The organism is Curtobacterium sp. MCBA15_016, assembly GCF_001865105.1.
Taxonomy (GTDB): Bacteria; Actinomycetota; Actinomycetes; order Actinomycetales; family Microbacteriaceae; genus Curtobacterium.
In genome coordinates, this window is the sequence record NZ_MJGR01000002.1 from 141,448 (window position 1) to 160,136 (window position 18,689).

An 18,689-nucleotide genomic window follows, 5' to 3' on the forward strand; every position below is an offset into this window, starting at 1 on the left:
CGACCTCGTCCGGCCCACTCGTTCGATCCGGTGGGCCCGCGATCGCCCACCCGACGCCGTGCACCGGATCCGAGCCCTCCGGCCGGTCCTGCTGCCCGGACAGTTCGTCAGCCACGTCTCCGCCGCCGTGCTCTGGGGGCTGCCCGTCCCGGTCGACGACGAGGCGCCGGTGCACGTCACGAGTCCGATCCCGACCGCCCAACCGCGTCGCACGGGCGTGGTCGGACACCGGATCACGCCCGACCGAGCGGACGTCGCCGAGCGGTGGGGCATGCCCGCGAGCACTCCCGCAGCGCTGTGGGTCGACTGCGGCGCGATGCTGACGACCGACGAGCTCGTCGTGCTCGGCGACGCGATCGTGACCGAGCCACGGTGTCGCACGACGATCGACGACCTCCGGACCGCACTCGTCCGGGCCGGAGCCCGAGCAGGCGTCCGGAAGCTGCGGACGGCGATCGAGCTGGTCCGGGTCGGTGCCGGCTCGCCCCAGGAGACGCGGGCGCGGCTCGCGATCGTCCGCGCGGGCCTTCCCGAACCGGAACTGCAGGTCGAGATCCGAGACGAGGCAGGGTCCTTCGTCGGTCGGGTCGACATGGCCTACCCGCGGCACCGCGTCCTGATCGAGTACGAGGGCGACCACCACCGCACGGATGCCGCGCAGTGGGCCAGCGACCTCCGTCGCTACCGTGAGGCCGAGCGCCTCGGCTGGGTCGTCGTCCGGTGGTCGCGCTCGGACCTCACCCGGTACCTCGCCGAGGCCATCGGACACCTGCGGTCGGTGCTCACACGCCGGGGGTAGCGTCCGGGCAATGGCGACGCTGCTCATCACCGGGGCCGCAGGACGCATCGGCGCTGCACTCCGGCCCCGACTCCTCGCGGCCGGTCACGACCTCGTGCTGCTCGACGAGCGCACCCCGGACGACCCACCCACCGGCGGTGAGCGCTTCGTGCCCGGGTCGGTGCACGACGCCGATGCCCTCGACGACGCGCTGATCGGCGTCGACACCGTCGTCCACCTGGCGGGCATCCCGACCGAGGCCGCATGGGACGACCTCGTCGCGGCGAACCTCACCGGGACGAAGAACGTGCTCGAGCGAGCGACCGCGGCCGGGGTCCTCCGGGTCGTCCAGGCGAGCTCGATCCACGCCGTCGGCCGAGTGCCCGAGCCGCTCGACGAACCGGGGAGCGTGCCCGGGGACCGGCTGCCCCGTCCGGACACGTACTACGGCGTGACGAAGGCCGGGATGGAACTCCTCGGCAGTCTCTTCGCCGACCGGTTCGGGATGTCGATCGTCTCGGCACGCATCGGGGCGTTCGGCGAGCAGCCGTCGTCCGGTCGCGCGCTCCTGATGTGGAGCTCGCCGGACGACCTGGTGCGGTTGGTGCTGGCGACGGTCGCGCTCCGGGACCCGGGGCACCACGTCGTGTGGGCGCTGTCCCGGAACACCGGGTCCCCGGCCGACCTCACCGCGGGGGAGCGGATCGGCTTCGTGCCGGTCGACGATGCCTCGGGCGTGCTGGACCCTGACGCCCGTGCGGCCCTGCCCGCCGAGGACCTCCGCTACCTCGGTGGCGACATGGTCGAGCTGCCGCTCGGGCGGAGCACTTCGTGAGCAGAAATGGTCGGGTTCCCTGAAGTCACCCGACCATTTCTGCTCACGAAGCGGCGCGGCGGCGCGCGCCCGCCGCGCTACCCGATCAGGCTCGGGCGCAGGTCGCGCAGCGTCCGCGACCGGGTCTGCCGCGCCGTCACGACGAACGACACCAGGAGCGCTCCGAGCAGCCAGCACGCGAGCACGCCCGCGTCCGACCACGCCGCACCGAGGTCCCCGCCGTACATCGTCTGCCGGATCGCGTCGACCGAGTACGTCATCGGCAGCGCGAAGTGCAGTGCCGCCAACGGCCCCGGCAGCGTCTGCCACGGGAACGTCCCGCCGGCGGTGACGAGCTGCACGAGCATGAGCACCAGGCCGAGGAACTGCCCCACCGAGCCGAGCAGCACGTTCAGCGCCATGATGATCGCCGCGAACGTCGCCGATGCCAGCACCATGACCCCGATCGTCGCACCGGCGTGCACGACGTTGAGGTCGAGGGCGAACCGGACGATGAAGAACAGCGCCACCATCTGCACGAGTCCGAGCAGCGCCGGCGTCAGCCATCCGCCGAACACCACCGCGAGGGGCTTCCGCACCGCGGTGATCGCCCGCTTCGAGATCGGCTTGAGGATGAGGAACAGCGCGTACATGCCGATCCAGGCCGCGAGGGAGATGAAGAACGGCGCGAGACCGGCCCCGTAGTTGTCCGCCGCCGCGACGTTGTCGTCCCCGACCTTGACCGGGTCCGAGATCACCGACGCCTGGTCCTCACGCTGCGAGGCGTTCGACGCCGGGATCTTCGTGCGGCCCTCGTCGAGCTTCGAGGCGAGCTCGGACGAGCCGCTCTGCAGCTTGGTCAGCCCGGACGCCAACGACTTCGCGCCGTCGTCGGCCGAGGCCGCTCCGGACGCCAACGAAGCCGCACCGGACGACAGCGTGGGCGCGGCCGACGCGAGCTGCGAGGTACCTGAAGCCACCTGCGACGAGCCCGACGCCAACTGCGCGGCACCGTCCGCAGCGGAGGAGACCCCGCCGGCCAGGGTGGGGGCCGCCGTCGCCAGGGCGGAGGTGCCGGCCGCGACCTGGGCGGACCCGTCGCGCAGCTGGTCGACGCCTTCGAGCGCGGCCTTGGCCTTCGCGAGATCAGCCTTCGTCTTCTCGTCACCGAGCTGCGCCTCGACGGTGGAGGTGATGACCGCCTGCACCTCCGGCGTCAGTTCCACGCCACGGTCCGCGGCGGCCTTCGTGATCGCCGCCGTCACGGTGTCGGGGGAGAGGCCGTTCAGCGCGTCGAGCGCCGGATCGGTCTGGTCGGCCAGTGCCTTGTTGCCGGCGGCGACCTTCTGGGCACCCTCGTTCAGCTGCGCGGTCTGCGCGGGCAGCGACGCGGTCTGCTGCTTCGCCGTCTGCAGCCCCGAGGACAGCGTCGCCGCCCCGGAGGCGACCTGCTGGGCGCCCTGGTCGAGTGCAGCGGTCTGCGACGGCAACGCGGCGGTCCCGTCCGCGAGCGTCGCCGCCCCGGACGCGAGCTTGCCGGTGCCGTCCGCGAGCGTGGCCGCGCCCGACGCAGCGGACTTCGCACCGGAGGCGAGCTGCCCCGCGCCGTCGACCGCGTCGCCCAGGCTGTCGCGCACGTCGGCGAGGCCCACGAGCAGGGTCTTCGCAGCCTGCTTGCCGACCCGCTCGGCGACTGCGGTGCGCATCGTCTTGCCCGCCTGCTCCGCGATGGTCGAGGCGAGGTACGAGTTCGTGTCCGCCGTCGTCATCACGAGCTCGGCACGCTTCGGGTCGTCGGACTGTGCGGAGACGAGGGACTCCGAGAAGTCGTGCGGGATCGTCACGACGAAGTCGTACGTGCCGTTCCGGACGCCGGAGCGCGCGTCGGCCGCGGTCGTCTTCGTCCACTTGAAGTCGGCGCCGTCGATGGCCTCCTTCGTGACGTCCTTGCCGTAGTCGACGTGGTCGCCGTCGAGCGTCGCCCCGGCATCCTGGTCGACGATGGCGGCGGGGACCTGGTCGAGCTTCGCGTACGGGTCGCGGTTCGCCCAGAGGTAGGCGCCGCCGTACAGCAGCGGCACGACCATGAGCGCGATGAACGCGAGTCGTGCGAGCGGGGTCGCGGTGAGTCGCGCCAGTTCGGCGCGGACGAGCGAGGTGGTGGTCACGCGGTCGCCTCCGTGGGCAGGTGGTCGGTGTCGGACTGGAGGCGCGGGTCGTCTCCGTCAGGTCGGGCCACGTCCTCGGGGTCCTCGGTCTGGATGGTGTCGAGCAGGTGTTCGACGGTCGCGGCTGCGGCCTTGGAGGTCACGAGCACGACGGTCACGCCGCGGCGGGCGACGTCGCGGACGACCGCGAACCACCCCTCCACGGCGCCGCCGTGCCGTTCGGGCGAGGTGATGACGAGCCCGGTCACCCCGTCCCGCAGCAGGGCGAGTTCGACGAGGAGCCGGACCCGCACGTCGGTCGGGACCCGCTGCACGTGCGTGTCGGCGTAGTCCCGCAGCCCGAGCTCGTCGAGCACGGTGTCGACGTGCTCACGGGAGGGCCGCTGTCCGGCGAAGGCGAGCTCCTCGCGCACGATGCGCTTGAGGCTCATCACGGGGAAGGGCTCGGCGATGCCCGGCGTGTCCACGAGGGCGAACGTCCTCCGGACCGCCGCGGCGTCGTCGTGCCCGTCGAGCAGCACGCGACCGGTCTCGGGCCGCATGCGCCCGCCGGCGACGAGCGAGGCGAGCACGGGTGCCTGCTCCGTCTCGACGGCGACGACACCGGGGCGGCCGGGGGCGGCGACGGCGGAGACGACGGGCAGCGCGGCACCGGGCTCGTCGCCGATGCCGACGTGGTCGAGTTCGAGCGTCATGCGCGGTCCTTCTCTGTGGAGACCTTCGTGGTGGTGGAGGCGGCCGGCTCGGAGAGCGAAGCGGTGCGCCAGTCGATGCCGGCCATCCCGAGCGCCGAGAGGACGACCATGCGGCGTCCGTCGTCGTCGGAGGTGCCGGAGCGCGTGGCTTCGTCGAGCACGGCGATGCAGGCGCCCTCGACGAGCCGGCCGAGCGTCGCGGGGTCGACGTCGTCGCGCATGGTGCCGTCGGCGATCCCGAGGGCGCACGCGTCGCGGACCTGGGCGCGCAGGGGTGCGAACACCGCGGCCACGGACTCGCTGAACGGGCTGCGGATCGCGACCCGGGCCATCGATCGGACGTGGGACACCTCGGACCACAGCGTCACCGCGATGGCGGCGAGCCGAGCGGCCGGTGGGAGTGCGCCGAGGTCCGCCGCGGTCGGCATCGCACCGGCGACACGGGCGGCCCCGGCGGTGACGACCTCGCGCACGAGGTCGTCACGGGAGGGGAAGTGTCCGTAGACCGCACGCCGGGAGAGTCCCGCGGCGGACGCGATCGTCTCGAGCGAGACGTCCGGGTCCGCCTGGAGCGCGGTCTTCGCCGCCTCGATCAGGGCAGCCCGGTTCTCCGTCGCGTCCCGGCGGGGAGCGCGTGCGGGCTGGTCAGGAGTGGTCACGCACCCCATCGTAATAACGTGCACACACGTGTGCAAGTTATCAGTTCCGGCACCCCCGACCGAGGGTGGTCCCCCAAAGTGCCGACTGCGCTCCCTGAGAGCAAGCGCATAACTTCACAGCAATTCCATGAAGAACACGGACGGAGCCAGGAGTGCGCCTTTTGAACCGTGCAACACCGAACGACAACCCGAACCCGAACCCCCATCGCATCGCACGCGTCCTGACCGCCGGCATCGCCGCCGCGGCCCTCGCGTGCGGTGGGCTCGCCGTCGGTGGGGCGGCCTCCGCGGCCCCGTCCGGCCTCTCGCCCGCCGACCTGAAGATCGCGCAGCCGCTGCGTGACGCGAAGCCACAGAAGACGATCGCGGCGTTCGTGCGCACGACCGGCCAGGGCGCCCTCGAGGTCGACGCGAAGGCCAAGGGCGGCGACCTGACGAAGTCGAAGACGCAGTCCTCGGCCGCGAAGCAGCGCGTCAAGGCGATCGGCTCGACCGTCGACGCGGTCCGCGCTGCCGTCAAGCAGTCCGACGCGGACGCCACCGAGCTCTACTCGACCGAGTACACCGTCCCGGGCATCGCCGTCGTCGCCGACGTCGAGGCGCTCCGGAAGGTCGCGGCGCGCTCCGACGTCGCGAGCATCATCCCCCTCACGCCGAAGAAGGTCGTCGAGCCGACGGTCAACAAGGATGCCTCGGCGGCCCCGTCCGGCGTCGACCCGAGCCTCGCGAAGCCGGGCGCGGACGGCGTCAGCCCGAAGAACGCGGCGAGCGACGTGTACACGCGGGCACTCAACGCGTGGCAGCAGACCGGCCACACCGGCAAGGGCGTCAACGTCGCCGTGCTGGACACCGGCCTCGACTACACCCAGGCGGACTTCGGTGGCCCCGGCACCACGGCCGCCTACGACGCTGCCCTCGCCTCGACGAGTGCGCCTGCTCAGGGCTCGTACGACCCGCAGAAGTTCCTCGGCGGGTACGACTTCGCCGGGCCGACCTACAACGCGGACCCGACCGACCCCGACACCTATCAGCCGGTGCCCGCGCCGGACGACAACCCGATCGACGGCAAGGGCGGCGACCACGGCACGCACGTGTCCGGCACGATCGCCGGCTACGGCCTCGACGCCGACAAGCAGACCTTCGACGGCGACTACACCAAGCTCACCACGCAGCAGGTGCAGGACATGTGGATCGGTCCGGGCACCGCGCCCGAGGCCGGCCTCTACGCCCTCAAGGTGTTCGGCGACGGCGGCGGCTCGACCGACCTCACCGGTGCCGCGCTCGACTGGGTCGGCCAGTCGCTGACCGAGGGCAAGGACATCAACGTCCTCAACCTGTCGCTCGGTTCCGACTACGGCGCACCGGACGACCCCGACAACGCGAAGATCGACGCGCTCACCGCCCGCGGTGTCCTGCCCGTGATCGCTTCGGGCAACGCCGACGACTTCACCGACATCGGTGGCTCGCCCGGGAACGCCGAGGGTGCCCTGACGGTCGCCGCCAGCGCCACCGGCCAGTCGCTCTACGACGGTGTCCAGGTGACCGCCCCGTCCGCCGTCGCGAAGACCTACCGCGCGCAGTACTCCCAGAACTTCCAGGGCACGCTGCCGGTCGAGGGCGACGTCGTCGTCCCGACCACGAACGTCGACGGCTGCACGCCCTTCACGGGTGCGGACGCCGCGGCCGTCGCAGGCAAGGTCGTCTGGCTCAAGTGGACCGACGCCGCGCTCGAGTGCGGGTCCGGGGTCCGGTTCAACAATGTCCAGGCCGCCGGCGGCGTCGGCGTGCTCCTCGCGGGCACGATCAACACCTTCAGCTCGGGCATCGCGGGGAACGCGACCATCCCGGGTGCCGAGCTGACCAAGGACAGCGTGACGAGCCTCCTGGCCTCTGCCAAGGCCGGGACCCTGCACGTGAAGTTCGCCGACGAGCTCAAGGGCTTCGAACTCGCCACCGACCCCGAGGCCGTGAACACGCTCGCGTCGTTCACCAGCCGCGGTGTCCACGGTTCGTTCGGTGACATCGTCAAGCCGGACATCGCCGGCCCCGGGGTCAACGTGATCTCCGCGGCCAACGGCACCGGTGACGACCGCATGTCGATGAGCGGCACGTCGATGGCGACGCCGGACGTGGCGGGCATCGCCGCGCTGACGTTCGAGTCGCACCCGACCTGGTCGGCCCCGGACGTCAAGGCCGCGCTCATGAACACGGCCACGCACGACGTCAAGGACGGCTCCGGCACGGCGACCCTGCTGCGCCAGGGCACCGGTCGCGTCGACGCCCTGCAGGCCGTCACCGCCGACACCACCGTGAAGAGCGTGGAGAACGGTCAGCTCGTGACCGCCTCGTTCGGTGTCGTCGAGGTCTCGGGCAAGACCAGCGAGACCCGGTCGCTCCTCATCGAGAACACCGACTCCACGGCCCACACCTACGACGTGGCCTACCAGCCGCAGGTGTCCCAGCCGGGTGTCGCGTTCTCGCTCAGCACGAAGCGCGTCACCGTCGGCCCCGGTCGCGGTGCCGTCGTGGACCTGACCTTCACGGTCGCCGACCCGACGCAGCTCCGCCGCGTCATCGACCCCACCCAGGAGTCGGTGCAGCAGGGCTACCAGCGGGAGTTCGTCACCGCCGCGACGGGTCTCGTGACCTTCACCCCGACCGACAAGACGCTCGACCCGCTGCGCCTCGGCACGTACGTCGCGCCGAAGCCGGTCAGTGCGGTGCGCGGATCGGGTGTGTCCTTCACCGGGTCCCAGAAGACCGCGAACCTCGCGCTGAGCGGCCGCACGGTCGACCAGGGCGGCCTGACCTCGGGCTACCACGCCGCGGTCGCACCGTTCGTGCTCGGCGGGACGGACGGCGTGGAGTCGTTCCCGACGGGTTCGGCGTCGCAGTCGCTCAAGGCCGCCGACGTCCGTGCCTACGGCGTCAGCTACGACAAGGCGTCGGACACCCTCGCGTTCGGTGTGCAGACGGCCGGTCCCGACGCCAACCCGGGCGCCGTGACCAACGTCGAGGTGTTCATCGACACGAACGGCGATGGCAAGGACGACTACCTCGTCTACGACGCGAAGTCGTCCGTGGTCGACGCGACGCTCGTCACGACGATCGACCTCAACGCGACGTCCGACGACGACGCCGTGGTCGACGCCTTCCCGCTCAACGGCGGTGCCCCCGGCCAGGACGTCAACACGTTCGACAGCGCCGTCAAGGTGCTGCCGGTGACGGCCTCGGCGATCGGTGCCGCGGGCAAGACCATCTCGTACCGGGTGGAGACCGAGTCGGCGTACGCGCCGGGTGCGGCCACCAGCGGGTCCTCGGTGGTCGACGTGACCTCGACGGCGAAGTTCAACCTCGCCAAGCCGACGCTCACGTTCGCGCAGGGTGGTCAGGGCGGCACGCTGTTCGCCGACAAGGGCACGCTCCAGGTCACCCGCGGCGCCGGTGTGGCCAGCGCCCGGATCCTGCTGCTGCACCTCGGCAACGCGGTCGGCAGCCAGGCCCAGAGCGCCGCGGCGACCTGGGTGGCCCCGGCACTGACGCTCGTCAAGGGCAGTGCGGTCTCCATCAGCGGCAAGCCGACGGTCGGCACGAAGCTCAAGGCGAACCACGGCACGTGGAACGGCTCGGGCGTCACGTACTCGTACCAGTGGCTCCGTGACGGCAAGGCGGTGAAGAGCGCGACGAGCTCGTCCTACAAGCTCGGCACGTCCGACGCCGGCCACACCTTCTCGGTGAAGGTCGTCGCGACGGCGAAGGGCTACCAGGACGGCACGTCGACCTCGAAGTCGACCGCCAAGGTCGCTCGCCGCTAGGCACCGACACCACCACTGCGGGCCCCGTCGCACCCCAGCGGCGGGGCCCGCAGTGCGTCAAGAGGACATGTAGTTAGACAAACTAGTTATCCGGTGGGAGGGTTGCAGCATGCAGACGCAGACCACCCTGAAGCAGCTCCGGGCCAACCCGATGGAGTGGCGTCGCCGTGGGCTCACCCCGCCGGACGTCATCCAGTCGATGATCGAGGAACGCCTTGCCGAGCCGGGCCACTCGGCCCCGGTGGGCGACCCGTCGTACCAGGACTTCTTCCGCAGCTGAGCGCGCGAGCGCGACCCGCTCGGGGACTGGAGGCGCGGTGCCGGCTGGCACCGCGCCTCCAGTCCGTCCCGGGGTGGCGTCCGGACCGCACCTCCGGCATCATCGGGTGATGGGGCGGACGGTCGCGAGGGCGTGTGTCGTCGTGGTGTGCGCGCTCGCAGCCCTCTGGCTCACCGAGGGAGCAGCCGTCGCGTGCCCGGCCGTGTACCCGGCCCCGGCGTCTTGTTCCAGCGACGCCCGGACGGCGGTCGCCACCGGCGGCACCTGGGCCGTGTCGGGGCTCTTCGCCGCCGTCGTCGCCGCGATCGCCCTGCGGGTGCACCGGGCGGCGCTGGCGCTGCTCGCGGCGGTCTGGCTGGGCGTCTGTCTCGTCGTCCCGGTGTGGGCGCTCCTCGCCTCGGGCTTCGGCGCGGACGCCCGGGTCCTGCTCGTCGCACTGCTCCTGCTCGCCGTCCTGGCGGTGGGGTGGCCGCTCGTCGCCGGTGTGCGCGAGCGCTCCGACCGGGCGACCGGCAGGTAGCGTGCCGGTGGCCGTCCGATAGACTCGGGTGGACCACCGGCCCGACTGGTCGTGTGAGGTCCTCCGCCAACGTGAGGAGAACCAGATGCCCGCTGCAGTGATCATCGGAGCCCAGTGGGGCGACGAGGGCAAGGGGAAGGCCACCGACCTCCTCGGGTCCCGCATCGACTACGTCGTGAAGTTCAACGGCGGCAACAACGCCGGGCACACGGTCGTCGTCGGCGGCGAGAAGTACGCCCTGCACCTGCTGCCCTCCGGCATCCTCACGCCGGGCGTCACGCCCGTCATCGGCAACGGCGTGGTCGTCGACCTCGAGGTCCTCTTCCAAGAGCTCGACGCGCTGAAGGCCCGCGGCGTCGACACCTCGAAGCTGCTCGTGTCGGCGAACGCCCACGTCATCACGCACTACCACCGCACGATCGACAAGGTGACCGAGCGGTTCCTCGGCAAGCGCCAGATCGGCACCACCGGTCGCGGCATCGGCCCGACCTACGCCGACAAGATCAACCGCGTCGGCATCCGCATCCAGGACATCTTCGACGAGAACATCCTGCGCCAGAAGGTCGAAGCGGCCCTCGACCAGAAGAACCACCTGCTGGTGAAGGTCTTCAACCGTCGCGCGATCGACGCCGACGAGGTCGTCGAGTCGCTGCTGTCCTTCGCGGACCGCCTGCGTCCGATGGTCGCCGACACCGGGCTCGAGATCCACCGCGCGCTCGAGCGCGGGGAGACCGTCCTGTTCGAGGCCGGCCAGGCCACCATGCTCGACGTCGACCACGGCACCTACCCGTTCGTGACCTCCTCGTCGGCGACGGCGGGTGGCGCGGCGACCGGTTCGGGCATCGGCCCGGGCAAGCTCGAGCGCATCATCGGCATCGTCAAGGCGTACACGACCCGCGTCGGCGCCGGTCCGTTCCCGACCGAGCTGTTCGACGAGTCGGGGGAGTTCCTCCGGGCCAACGGCTTCGAGTTCGGCACCACCACGGGTCGCCCGCGGCGCTGCGGCTGGTACGACGCCCCGATCGCCCGCTACACGGCGCGCGTCAACGGTGTGACGGACTTCGTGCTCACGAAGCTCGACGTCCTCACCGGGCTGTCGACGATCCCCGTCTGCGTGGCGTACGAGGTCGACGGCGTCCGCGTGGACGAGGTCCCGGTCAACCAGTCGGACTTCCACCACGCCAAGCCCGTCTACGAGGAGTTCCCCGGCTGGACCGAGGACATCACGGGTGCCCGCTCGTTCGAGGACCTGCCGAAGAACGCGCAGGACTACGTGCTCGCGGTCGAGGCGATGTCCGGGGCGCGGATCTCCGCGATCGGTGTCGGCCCCGGGCGTGACGCCATCGTCGTGCGGCACGACCTGCTCGGCGACACCGCAGCCTGACGATGCGCGTCCTGTTCGTCTGCAGCGGCAACATCTGCCGTTCGCCGCTCGGCGCACAGGTCCTCACGGCGCGACTCGGCCCGGACGCACCCGCGTTCGTGGTCGAGTCCGCCGGCACCATCGCGCAGGACGGCGCCCCGATGGACGATGCCGCTGCAGCGCAGTCCGTGCGGCTCGGCGGCTCGCCCGACGGACACCGTGCGCGGTACCTCACCGCTTCGATCGCGGGGTCGGCGGACCTCGTGCTCACCGCCGAGCGCTCGCACCGTGCGGCCGTGGTCTCGCTCGCGCCCCGGACGGCGAAGCGCGCGTTCACGGTCAAGCAGTTCGCCCGGGTGCTCGACGGGCTCGAACCGGCCGAGCTCGCCGGCGTGTCCACGCCCGAGGAGCTCGTCGCACTCGTCGCCCGACTGCGGGGGACCGTGCCGCCGCTCGCGGACCCGGCGGACGACGACGTCGACGACCCGTACCGCCGGTCGACGGCGACGCACGAGCGGGTGGCGGACGAGATCGCCGCGGCGCTCGTGGTGGTCGCGGACGCGTTGCGCGCCGTGCGCTGACGCGCGGGCACCTGCGCACCGTGCGCTGACGCGCGGGCACACTGCGCGCCGTGCGCTAACCCGCGGGCACACTGCGGGTCGGCGCACACTGCGTGCACGCGGCGGCGCGCCGCGCGGCCGCCCGCCGCTCAGCGCCGCGCCAGCACCTGCCGCTCGCGACTCGCGGCGACGCCCGCCACGAGCTGCACCCCCAGCAGCGCCAGCAGCACCACGACCGGCACCGTCCAACCCCCGGTCGCCGTGTGCAGCAACCCGATCCCGAGCGGTCCGAGCCCCGCGAGCAGGTACCCCGTCCCCTGCGCCATCGTCGACACGTGCGCGGTGTGCCGGGCGTCGGGTGACCGCCACACGATGTAGCTCAACGAGAGGCTGATCGCGCCGCCCTGCCCGAGCCCGAGCAACGTCATCCACAACCACGCCCCGGCGGCCGGAGCCACGAGCAGCCCGACGAACCCCACCGCGCAGAGCACCACCACGACGACGACCGGCACCCACGTCGGTCGCAGTCGCCGCGCGATCGCGGGCCCGGTCACCCCGGTGACGATCCCGGGCAGGCTCGAGTACGCGAGCATCAGACCGGCCTCGTGCGCGGTCACCCCGGCGTCCTGCAGCACCGTCGGCACCCAGGTGAGGAACGCGTAGTACGACAGGCTCTGCAGCCCCATGAACCCGGTCACCGCGATCGCCACGGGGTCGCGGAACAGGCGGGCGAACGTCGGCTCGTCGGCGGCCTGGACCGGAGCGTCGTCCACCGTCCGCGAGCGCCCGGTGTGCCCCGGGTTCCGCAGCGCCCGCGGCAACCAGACGAGGAACGCGACGACCGCCGGCACCGCCCAGAACGCCAGTGCCGGTCGCCACGACCCGAACGCCGTCGCGAGCGGGACGACGGCCGCCGAGGCGATCGCGGCACTGAGGAACAGCGCCGTCGAGTACAGCCCCATCATCAGCCCGACACGGTGCGCGAAGTCGCTCTTGATCGCCGCGGGCATGAGGACGTTCGCCACCGCGATCGCGGCGCCGGCCAGCACGGTGCCGCCGTAGAGCGCCCAGCCGTGGGGCTCGATCCGCAGCGCGATGCCGACCGCGAGCACGGCCATCGTCAGGCCGAGCAGCCGGTGCAGCCCGATCCGCCGGGTCAGCAGCGGCGTCAGGAACGCGAACGCCCCGAACGCGAACACCGGGATGGTGGTGAGCAGGCTCGCGGCCGAGGGCCCGAGGTGCAGGGAGCGTTCGACGGCACCGAGGACCGGACCCACCGACGCCACGCCCATCCGCAGGTTCAGTGCGACGAGCAGGAGTCCGGCGCCGACGTACCAGGCGGCCAGGAGTCGCCGGCGGGGTCTCGTGTCAGGCACGGTGGTGGAAGCGGTGGTCATGCTCCGATCCCACCACCCGGCGGGACCGGCCCGGAACACGTATGCTGCCGCTCGATGTCGGTTTCCAGCCACGCCCACGAGCGGATCGTCGACGACCGCACCGAGGCGGCGTACCGCTTCGAGCACGCCGAGACGGTCCCGCCCCACGCGCACCCGCTCGGTCACCTCGTGCACGCGGCGACGGGCGTGCTGTCGCTCATCACCGCCGACGGTGCGTGGATCGCGCCGTCGAACCGGGTCGCGTGGGTGCCGGCCGGTGCCGAGCACCGGCACCGGGCCCACGGGGTGACCGACATGCGGATCGTGTACCTGTCCGCGGAGGCCGCCGCGCGCCTCCCGTCCGGCCCCGCCGTCCTGTCCGTCTCACCGCTCGCACGGGAGGCGCTGCTCGCCCTCACGACACCGGCGCCGCGCTCCGAGACGGCCAGGTCCCACCTCCGTGCGGTCGTCGTCGACGAGGTCGCGTCCGCGCCGGAGCAGCCGCTGCACCTGCCGGAGCCGCGCGACCCCCGGCTGCGCCGGGTGGTGCGACGGGTCGAGCGCGACCTGTCGACCCCGCTGTCGCTCGCCGAGCTCGCGGCCTGGGCGGGGCTCGGGGAACGGACGCTGACCCGGCTGTTCCGGCAGGAGACGGGCACGGGGTACCGGCAGTGGCGCCTGCAGCTCCGGGTGCACCGTGCGCTCGTGCTGCTCGCGGGAGGACACAGCGTCACCGACGTCGCGGCGGCCTGCGGCTGGGCGACGACGAGCCAGTTCATCGAGCAGTTCACGCCGCTGGCCGGGATGACACCGGGGACGTACCGCCGGGCTGCTGGCCGAACGAGCGCCTGACGGTCCTCCATCGGATTGGCCGGAGAACGAGTACCCCGATCTGTCCCCTGTACCCCGGAAGTGCGACGCCCGACCCCGGAAACCCGGGCTTCGCCGATGGGGCGCATTGACGGATCCCGTGAATCGGCGGGCGTCGCTGGCGGGTGGAGGGGTCGGTCTCGTAGCGTTCTCATGTCAGCCGATGTACCCCGGATCGCGAAGGAGAGCGACATGAGCACCACCGTCAGCACCGACACCCGAGCCGAGGTCACGCTCGACACCGAGACCGTCGACACGATCGCCATCCTCGAAGCCCAGGCCGAACCGCACGCCCGCCCTGCCCGCGCCAAGCTCACCTGGACGCAGGAGGACGACGGCGAGTGGGTCGCCAACTACGGCGGGTACTTCGGCGGATCGGTGGACAAGCGGGACGACCGCTACGTCGCCTCGGACACGTTCGGCCTCGTCGTCGGCGACTTCGCGTCGCTCGAGCAGGCACAGGCGAAGCTCGCGGACCAGCTGCACGTGATGCTGCCGTCCGTGATCCGCCCGGTCGACTAGCACGTCGCTCCCCGGAGCACTGCACCACCCCGCACCACCCCGCACCACCCGCACCACGGAACGCCGCACCACAGCAGCACGCACCAAGAGGAGCACGACCATGAGCACGCCCGTCGACCACCACCAGCACACCGAGGTGACCGTCGACACCGCCACCATGGTCGCGATCACCGGCATGGACGCCCACGTCGACCTCGTCGTCGACACCGACGTCGACGAGCCGGTCCACCCGCGCATCCTCTGGTCGCGGCCCGACACGGGGCTCTGGGCGGCGAACTACGGCGGCTACTACGGCGGGACCGTCGACCGCCAGGGTGCGCACTACTTCGTGTCGGACACCTTCGGGCAGTACGTCGGCGACTTCCGGTCGCTCGAGGAAGCCCAGCTGCGGCTCGCCGAGCGGCTCCACGTGCTCCTGCCGGACGTGCGTCGCGACGGCGCCTGACGCTCTGGACTGCGGGCCCGGACCACGTCAGCCGATCGGCTGACGCGATCCGGGCCTCCTGTCTGTCATGCTCTCGACGTGGGTCGACGCTCGGCCCGGACCGGGGGGACCATGACGTCGGACGAGCACGCGACCATCCCGCACCGAGCGGGCCCGTCTGCACGCGCGGTGCTGGCGACGTGCGTCGTCGCGGCACTCGTCCTGCTCGCCGGGCTCGTGGTCGTCACCTCGTCGCCCGCGCCGCTGCGCGCGCTGGGCGCGAGCGGCGTCTGCGGCGGGTGGTCGGACGACGAGGCCGGACGTGACGAGACCCGGATGTCCGCCGGGTTCGTCCTGCGGAACCCGTCCGACCGGCCCGTCACGCTCCGGGGCGTCCGTGCGACGTGGAACTCCGGGCTCCGCTCGGTGCGCGTCGTCCTCGCGGAGAAGGTCCGGGGATCCGGCACGGGCGCACTGATGGGCGACACCGCGAGCGTCGTCGACGGCGCGCAGGTCCTCGACGCCGACGGTACGGTGATCGCGCCGCACCACGACGTCCGGGTCGTCGCCGAGATGCGCTCGAAGAGCCTGGCGCACGGCGGACACCTGACCGGGCTCCGGGTGACGACGGCCGGGCCACTGGGGACCCTGCGGACCCAGGACCTGTCGGACGTGACCGTGGGGATGACCACGCCGGGGTCCGACGTCTGCTGAGCGGGGTGGCTACGCGACCCGCTCGATGAGCTGTCGCCCGTCGTTCTTGACGCTGTTCACCGCACGCGAGACCTCGTACTGCTCGAGGCCCGCCGCGACCGTCAGCGACTCGTGATCGAGCAGGGCGAGCAGGTCGTCCTGTCCGAGGCCGCCCTGCTCGGTGTCCAACCAGGCGTCGTAGCCGTCCGGGGTGAGGAACGCCGGCATGCGGTCGTGCACCTCGCCCGGGGCCACGTGGGCGTCCCGCGTGATGATCGCCAGGGACAGCCGCCACTTGTCCGGGTCGCTGTCGGGCTTCGTGGGGTCGGGCCAGGCGCTCACGACACCGGCCATCGCGAGGGCGCCGCCGGGTTCGTGGACGAAGTGCGGTTCCTTGCCGTCCTCGCGCACGACCCACTCGTAGTAGCCCTGGGCGGGGACGATGCAGCGGTTCGTCGCGAACGCCCGCTTGAACATGCCGCTCGTCGCGACGGTCTCGATGCGGGCGTTGATCGGCTTCGGACGCTGCTTCTGGAAGTCCTTCGCCCAGCTCGGCACGAACCCCCAGCTGATCTGCGGGAGTTCGCGCTGCCCGTGCCGCTGCCGGACCGCGAAGACCGGGTCGGTCGGTGCGACGTTCCAGCTCGGGACCAGCCCGGTGCCGACCACGCCGGTGTCCTCGTCGACGTGCTCGGTCCGGTCGGCGAGCTCACCGATCAGTTCCGGCAGCAGATCGGCCGTGGTGTCGGAGACGACGAACCTTCCACACATGCGCCCAGTGTGCCCGGTGCCACCGACACGCGCTCACGCGCTCACTCGCCCGGGAGCGCCAGCTTGCTGCCGCTCGGGCTGTCGGGGCGTCCGCGGCGCGGCGCGGGCGGGACGGGCGGCAACGCCTCGGCCTCGACGCGGAGTTGCTCCTGGCGCCCGAGCGTCCGGATGCCGATGACCCCCGTGCCGCTCGTGATCACGATCGAGAAGAGCCAGACGCCCGGGAACAGGATCACGGTGTCGCTGCCCACCGACGAGGCCACGTCGAACACCAGGGTGCCGAGGACGATGCCGATCCACCCGCCCGTGAGGAACAGCGAGCGGTAGGCCGCGCGGACGAGCAGGTCGCGGGTCGCCGGCATGCCCTGCAGCACGGCGTCGCGGTGCTCCGGCGCGACCGGCGGCGGGTTGCGGCGGAAGTACCGGGCGATCGCCTCCTGTGTGCGCCACCCGATGCCGGGCACGGGTGGGAGCGACCATCCCCGGGGGCCGATCGGCGTGAGGGCGGCACCGACGCACCCGATGCCCGCGGCGACCAGGAGCGCCACGACGACCCCGGCAGCGACCGGGACGGCTCCGTCGAGGCGCTCGACGAACGCCCCCAGGAGCAGCAGCCCGGCGAACGCGACGACCGCGACGACGATCCCGACGCGGACGGCACGGCGGTGGTGTCGCCGGTCGACGAGCTCGGGGAGCCGCTCGCGGTACACCTGCCACCCGGTGCGGAAGACGGTCCGGGGTACCTGCTCGCGGGCCTCAGTCACCGGGCAGCCGCACCTTCGAACCGTCGACCCCGTGCTTCCCCGTATCGGCGTCTCCGGCCGGCGGGTCGACCGCGAGGGCTGCGAGCCGCGCGCGCTCCGAGCGGCCGAGCCGCACCACGAGGTCGGGCAGCGTGCAGACGTACACCGCTGCCCACAGCAGCGCGATCGGCCGCACGTCGCTGCGCGCGAAGGCCGCGATCCCGAGCAGTGCGACCCCGCTGAGGAGCGGGGTGAGCCGCGTCAGCCGCCGGACCAGCCCGCGCTGCAGGAGTCCGACGTCGGTCAGCACGGCCGCGCGGTCCTCGGGCGCCACCGGCCGTTGCCGTCTGCCCAGGTAGGGCTGCACCGACCACCGCACGCTCATCTGCCAGTCCGGCCGGACCTGTCGCCCGTTGATGGTCGCTGCCGGGTCGAGCGGACGGTCGGTCCGGAAGGCGGAGAACACGATCGATCCGAGGCCCAGGGACACGAGCGTGATGACCACGACCGGTCGGACGGGACCCGTACCGGCCCAGCCGAACGCGAGCTGCAGCACGACGGAGCCGACCAGCACGACCACGGAGCACGCGGCGGCGATCCACACGGCACGACGGGCGCGTGCGGGATCGACCACCGTGGCGATCCGCCCCCGCAGCACCTGCCACCCGAGTCTGAACACGAGGTTCCGTCTACTCCATGAAGCTGACAGCGATGGGGCCGGACACGCCCGACGCGTCCTCATCGACCGATCGCCGCCGCCCGTCGTTGCGCCCCGCTCCAGCGGTCGTCCAGGAACGCACGATGCGCTCGTGCCATGAGTCTCGACATCGTCTACACCGCCGCCGCCCACGCCACCGGAGGCGGCCGCGACGGACACGTGCGCAGCGAGGACGACCGCCTCGACCTCGACACCCGTCCGCCGAAGGAGATGGGCGGCAGCGGCGAGGGCACGAACCCCGAGCAGCTCTTCGCCGCCGGGTACGCCGCGTGCTTCCTCGGGGCGCTCCACGCCGCGGGCCGGGAGCTCGACGTCGACACGACCGGCGCCGAGGTCTCGGCCGAGGTCGGCATCGGCGGCACCGGCAACGGGGGCTTCGGCCTCGCGGTCGAGCTCGACGTCTACGCGCCGGCCGCCCGACCCGAGCAGCGCCAGCGTCTCGCCGAGCGCGCGCACGAGATCTGCCCCTACTCGAACGCCACCCGCGGCAACATCACGGTCGCGCTGTCGATCGTCGACTAGCGTGCCGCCCGTGGTCACCGACGAGTCGCGCTGCCCCTGCCTGAGCGGCAACCCCTACGGCGAGTGCTGCGGCCCGCTGCACGCGGGCGCCGCGGCCCCGACCGCCGAGCGGCTCATGCGGTCGCGGTTCAGCGCGTTCGCCCTCGGCCTGCCCGAGTACCTGCTGCAGACGTGGCACCCGCGCACCCGCCCGGCGAGTCTCGAGCTCGACCCGGCCCAGCGCTGGACGCGGCTGGACGTCCTGTCGACGGAGTCCGGCGGCCCGTTCGACTCCCGCGGCACCGTCGCCTTCCGCGCGTGGTGGCGCACCGACGACGAGCGGGGCACACTCGAGGAGACGAGCGACTTCGTGCGCGAGCACGGCCGGTGGTCCTACGTGGACGGCACGGTGTCCTGAG

20 protein-coding genes are annotated in these 18,689 nt (G+C 72.3%); 13 read left to right on the forward strand and 7 right to left on the reverse strand.

The features are described 5' to 3' along the window. The first annotated feature begins 58 nt into the window (after positions 1-58). Positions 59-799 carry an endonuclease domain-containing protein gene (locus tag BIV03_RS19390; protein WP_071294445.1) on the forward strand — a complete coding sequence of 247 codons (741 nt, stop codon included), beginning with the start codon at positions 59-61 and terminating at the stop codon, positions 797-799. A gap of 10 nt (positions 800-809) precedes the next feature. Further along, positions 810-1,613 (forward strand): NAD(P)-dependent oxidoreductase, encoded by an 804-nt coding sequence (locus tag BIV03_RS01985; RefSeq protein ID WP_071294446.1) that lies wholly within the window; start codon positions 810-812, stop codon positions 1,611-1,613. Positions 1,614-1,690: 77 nt separating this feature from the next. Here BIV03_RS01985 and BIV03_RS01990 read toward each other — a convergent pair whose 3' ends face one another. Genes BIV03_RS01990 through BIV03_RS02000 form a run of 3 tightly spaced genes read right to left on the reverse strand, consistent with a single transcriptional unit; the run spans position 1,691 to position 5,114 of the window. Next, positions 1,691-3,760: a YhgE/Pip family protein gene (locus BIV03_RS01990; protein ID WP_071294447.1), complete on the reverse strand. Its 2,070-nt coding sequence runs from the start codon at positions 3,758-3,760 to the stop codon at positions 1,691-1,693. Beyond that, a complete protein-coding gene (locus tag BIV03_RS01995) occupies positions 3,757-4,455 on the reverse strand; it encodes a hypothetical protein (protein ID WP_070417037.1) in 699 nt (232 codons plus the stop codon). The genes BIV03_RS01990 and BIV03_RS01995 overlap by 4 nt, the downstream gene beginning before the upstream one ends. After that, on the reverse strand, positions 4,452-5,114 hold the full coding sequence (locus tag BIV03_RS02000) for a TetR/AcrR family transcriptional regulator (protein WP_083403140.1): 663 nt from the start codon (positions 5,112-5,114) through the stop codon (positions 4,452-4,454). The genes BIV03_RS01995 and BIV03_RS02000 overlap by 4 nt, the downstream gene beginning before the upstream one ends. Positions 5,115-5,275: 161 nt before the next feature. On the opposite strand from BIV03_RS02000, the gene BIV03_RS02005 reads away from it, so the two are divergent. From BIV03_RS02005 to BIV03_RS02020, 5 genes are all read left to right on the forward strand, one after another. Next, a complete protein-coding gene (locus tag BIV03_RS02005; RefSeq protein WP_071294449.1) occupies positions 5,276-8,929 on the forward strand; it encodes a S8 family serine peptidase in 3,654 nt (1,217 codons plus the stop codon). A gap of 109 nt (positions 8,930-9,038) precedes the next feature. Then, positions 9,039-9,209 carry a hypothetical protein gene (locus BIV03_RS19395; RefSeq protein WP_156794772.1) on the forward strand — a complete coding sequence of 57 codons (171 nt, stop codon included), beginning with the start codon at positions 9,039-9,041 and terminating at the stop codon, positions 9,207-9,209. A 109-nt stretch (positions 9,210-9,318) separates the two neighbouring features. Beyond that, on the forward strand, positions 9,319-9,729 hold the full coding sequence (locus tag BIV03_RS02010; RefSeq protein ID WP_139201830.1) for a hypothetical protein: 411 nt from the start codon (positions 9,319-9,321) through the stop codon (positions 9,727-9,729). A gap of 85 nt (positions 9,730-9,814) precedes the next feature. Continuing rightward, a complete protein-coding gene (locus BIV03_RS02015) occupies positions 9,815-11,113 on the forward strand; it encodes an adenylosuccinate synthase (protein WP_070417034.1) in 1,299 nt (432 codons plus the stop codon). A gap of 2 nt (positions 11,114-11,115) precedes the next feature. After that, positions 11,116-11,673, forward strand: coding sequence for a hypothetical protein (locus BIV03_RS02020; protein WP_071294451.1), 558 nt, complete (start codon positions 11,116-11,118; stop codon positions 11,671-11,673). 128 nt (positions 11,674-11,801) lie between these two features. Here BIV03_RS02020 and BIV03_RS02025 read toward each other — a convergent pair whose 3' ends face one another. Then, on the reverse strand, positions 11,802-13,049 hold the full coding sequence (locus BIV03_RS02025; RefSeq protein ID WP_071294502.1) for an MFS transporter: 1,248 nt from the start codon (positions 13,047-13,049) through the stop codon (positions 11,802-11,804). Positions 13,050-13,103: 54 nt separating this feature from the next. Here BIV03_RS02025 and BIV03_RS02030 point away from each other — a divergent pair, with 54 nt between their 5' ends. The 4 genes from BIV03_RS02030 (at position 13,104) to BIV03_RS02045 (ending at position 15,558) form a co-directional block, all read left to right on the forward strand. Continuing rightward, complete coding sequence (locus BIV03_RS02030; protein WP_083403142.1) at positions 13,104-13,880, forward strand: helix-turn-helix transcriptional regulator; 777 nt, start codon at positions 13,104-13,106, stop codon at positions 13,878-13,880. Positions 13,881-14,090: 210 nt separating this feature from the next. Next, entirely contained in the window at positions 14,091-14,420 is a 330-nt protein-coding gene (locus tag BIV03_RS02035; protein ID WP_070417032.1) for a hypothetical protein, read from the forward strand. A 100-nt stretch (positions 14,421-14,520) separates the two neighbouring features. Further along, positions 14,521-14,865 carry a hypothetical protein gene (locus tag BIV03_RS02040; RefSeq protein ID WP_071294452.1) on the forward strand — a complete coding sequence of 115 codons (345 nt, stop codon included), beginning with the start codon at positions 14,521-14,523 and terminating at the stop codon, positions 14,863-14,865. 111 nt (positions 14,866-14,976) lie between these two features. Further along, positions 14,977-15,558: a hypothetical protein gene (locus BIV03_RS02045; protein WP_071294453.1), complete on the forward strand. Its 582-nt coding sequence runs from the start codon at positions 14,977-14,979 to the stop codon at positions 15,556-15,558. A 9-nt stretch (positions 15,559-15,567) separates the two neighbouring features. Here the strand turns inward: BIV03_RS02045 and BIV03_RS02050 are convergent, their stop codons facing one another. From BIV03_RS02050 to BIV03_RS02060, 3 genes are read right to left on the reverse strand one after another with little or no spacing between them, the layout of a single operon-like run. Continuing rightward, the gene (locus BIV03_RS02050) at positions 15,568-16,308 is read right to left on the reverse strand and encodes an SOS response-associated peptidase (protein ID WP_071294454.1); all 741 of its coding nucleotides are present in this window, start codon (positions 16,306-16,308) and stop codon (positions 15,568-15,570) included. A gap of 41 nt (positions 16,309-16,349) precedes the next feature. Next, the gene (locus BIV03_RS02055) at positions 16,350-17,072 is read right to left on the reverse strand and encodes a hypothetical protein (protein WP_071294455.1); all 723 of its coding nucleotides are present in this window, start codon (positions 17,070-17,072) and stop codon (positions 16,350-16,352) included. After that, entirely contained in the window at positions 17,065-17,730 is a 666-nt protein-coding gene (locus tag BIV03_RS02060; RefSeq protein WP_071294456.1) for a hypothetical protein, read from the reverse strand. The genes BIV03_RS02055 and BIV03_RS02060 overlap by 8 nt, the downstream gene beginning before the upstream one ends. Positions 17,731-17,865: 135 nt before the next feature. Here BIV03_RS02060 and BIV03_RS02065 point away from each other — a divergent pair, with 135 nt between their 5' ends. Together BIV03_RS02065 and BIV03_RS02070 are read left to right on the forward strand one after the other, a co-directional pair. Then, the gene (locus BIV03_RS02065; RefSeq protein WP_071294457.1) at positions 17,866-18,291 is read left to right on the forward strand and encodes an organic hydroperoxide resistance protein; all 426 of its coding nucleotides are present in this window, start codon (positions 17,866-17,868) and stop codon (positions 18,289-18,291) included. Positions 18,292-18,301: 10 nt separating this feature from the next. After that, positions 18,302-18,688 carry a YchJ family protein gene (locus BIV03_RS02070; RefSeq protein ID WP_071294503.1) on the forward strand — a complete coding sequence of 129 codons (387 nt, stop codon included), beginning with the start codon at positions 18,302-18,304 and terminating at the stop codon, positions 18,686-18,688. Position 18,689 lies beyond the last annotated feature (1 nt).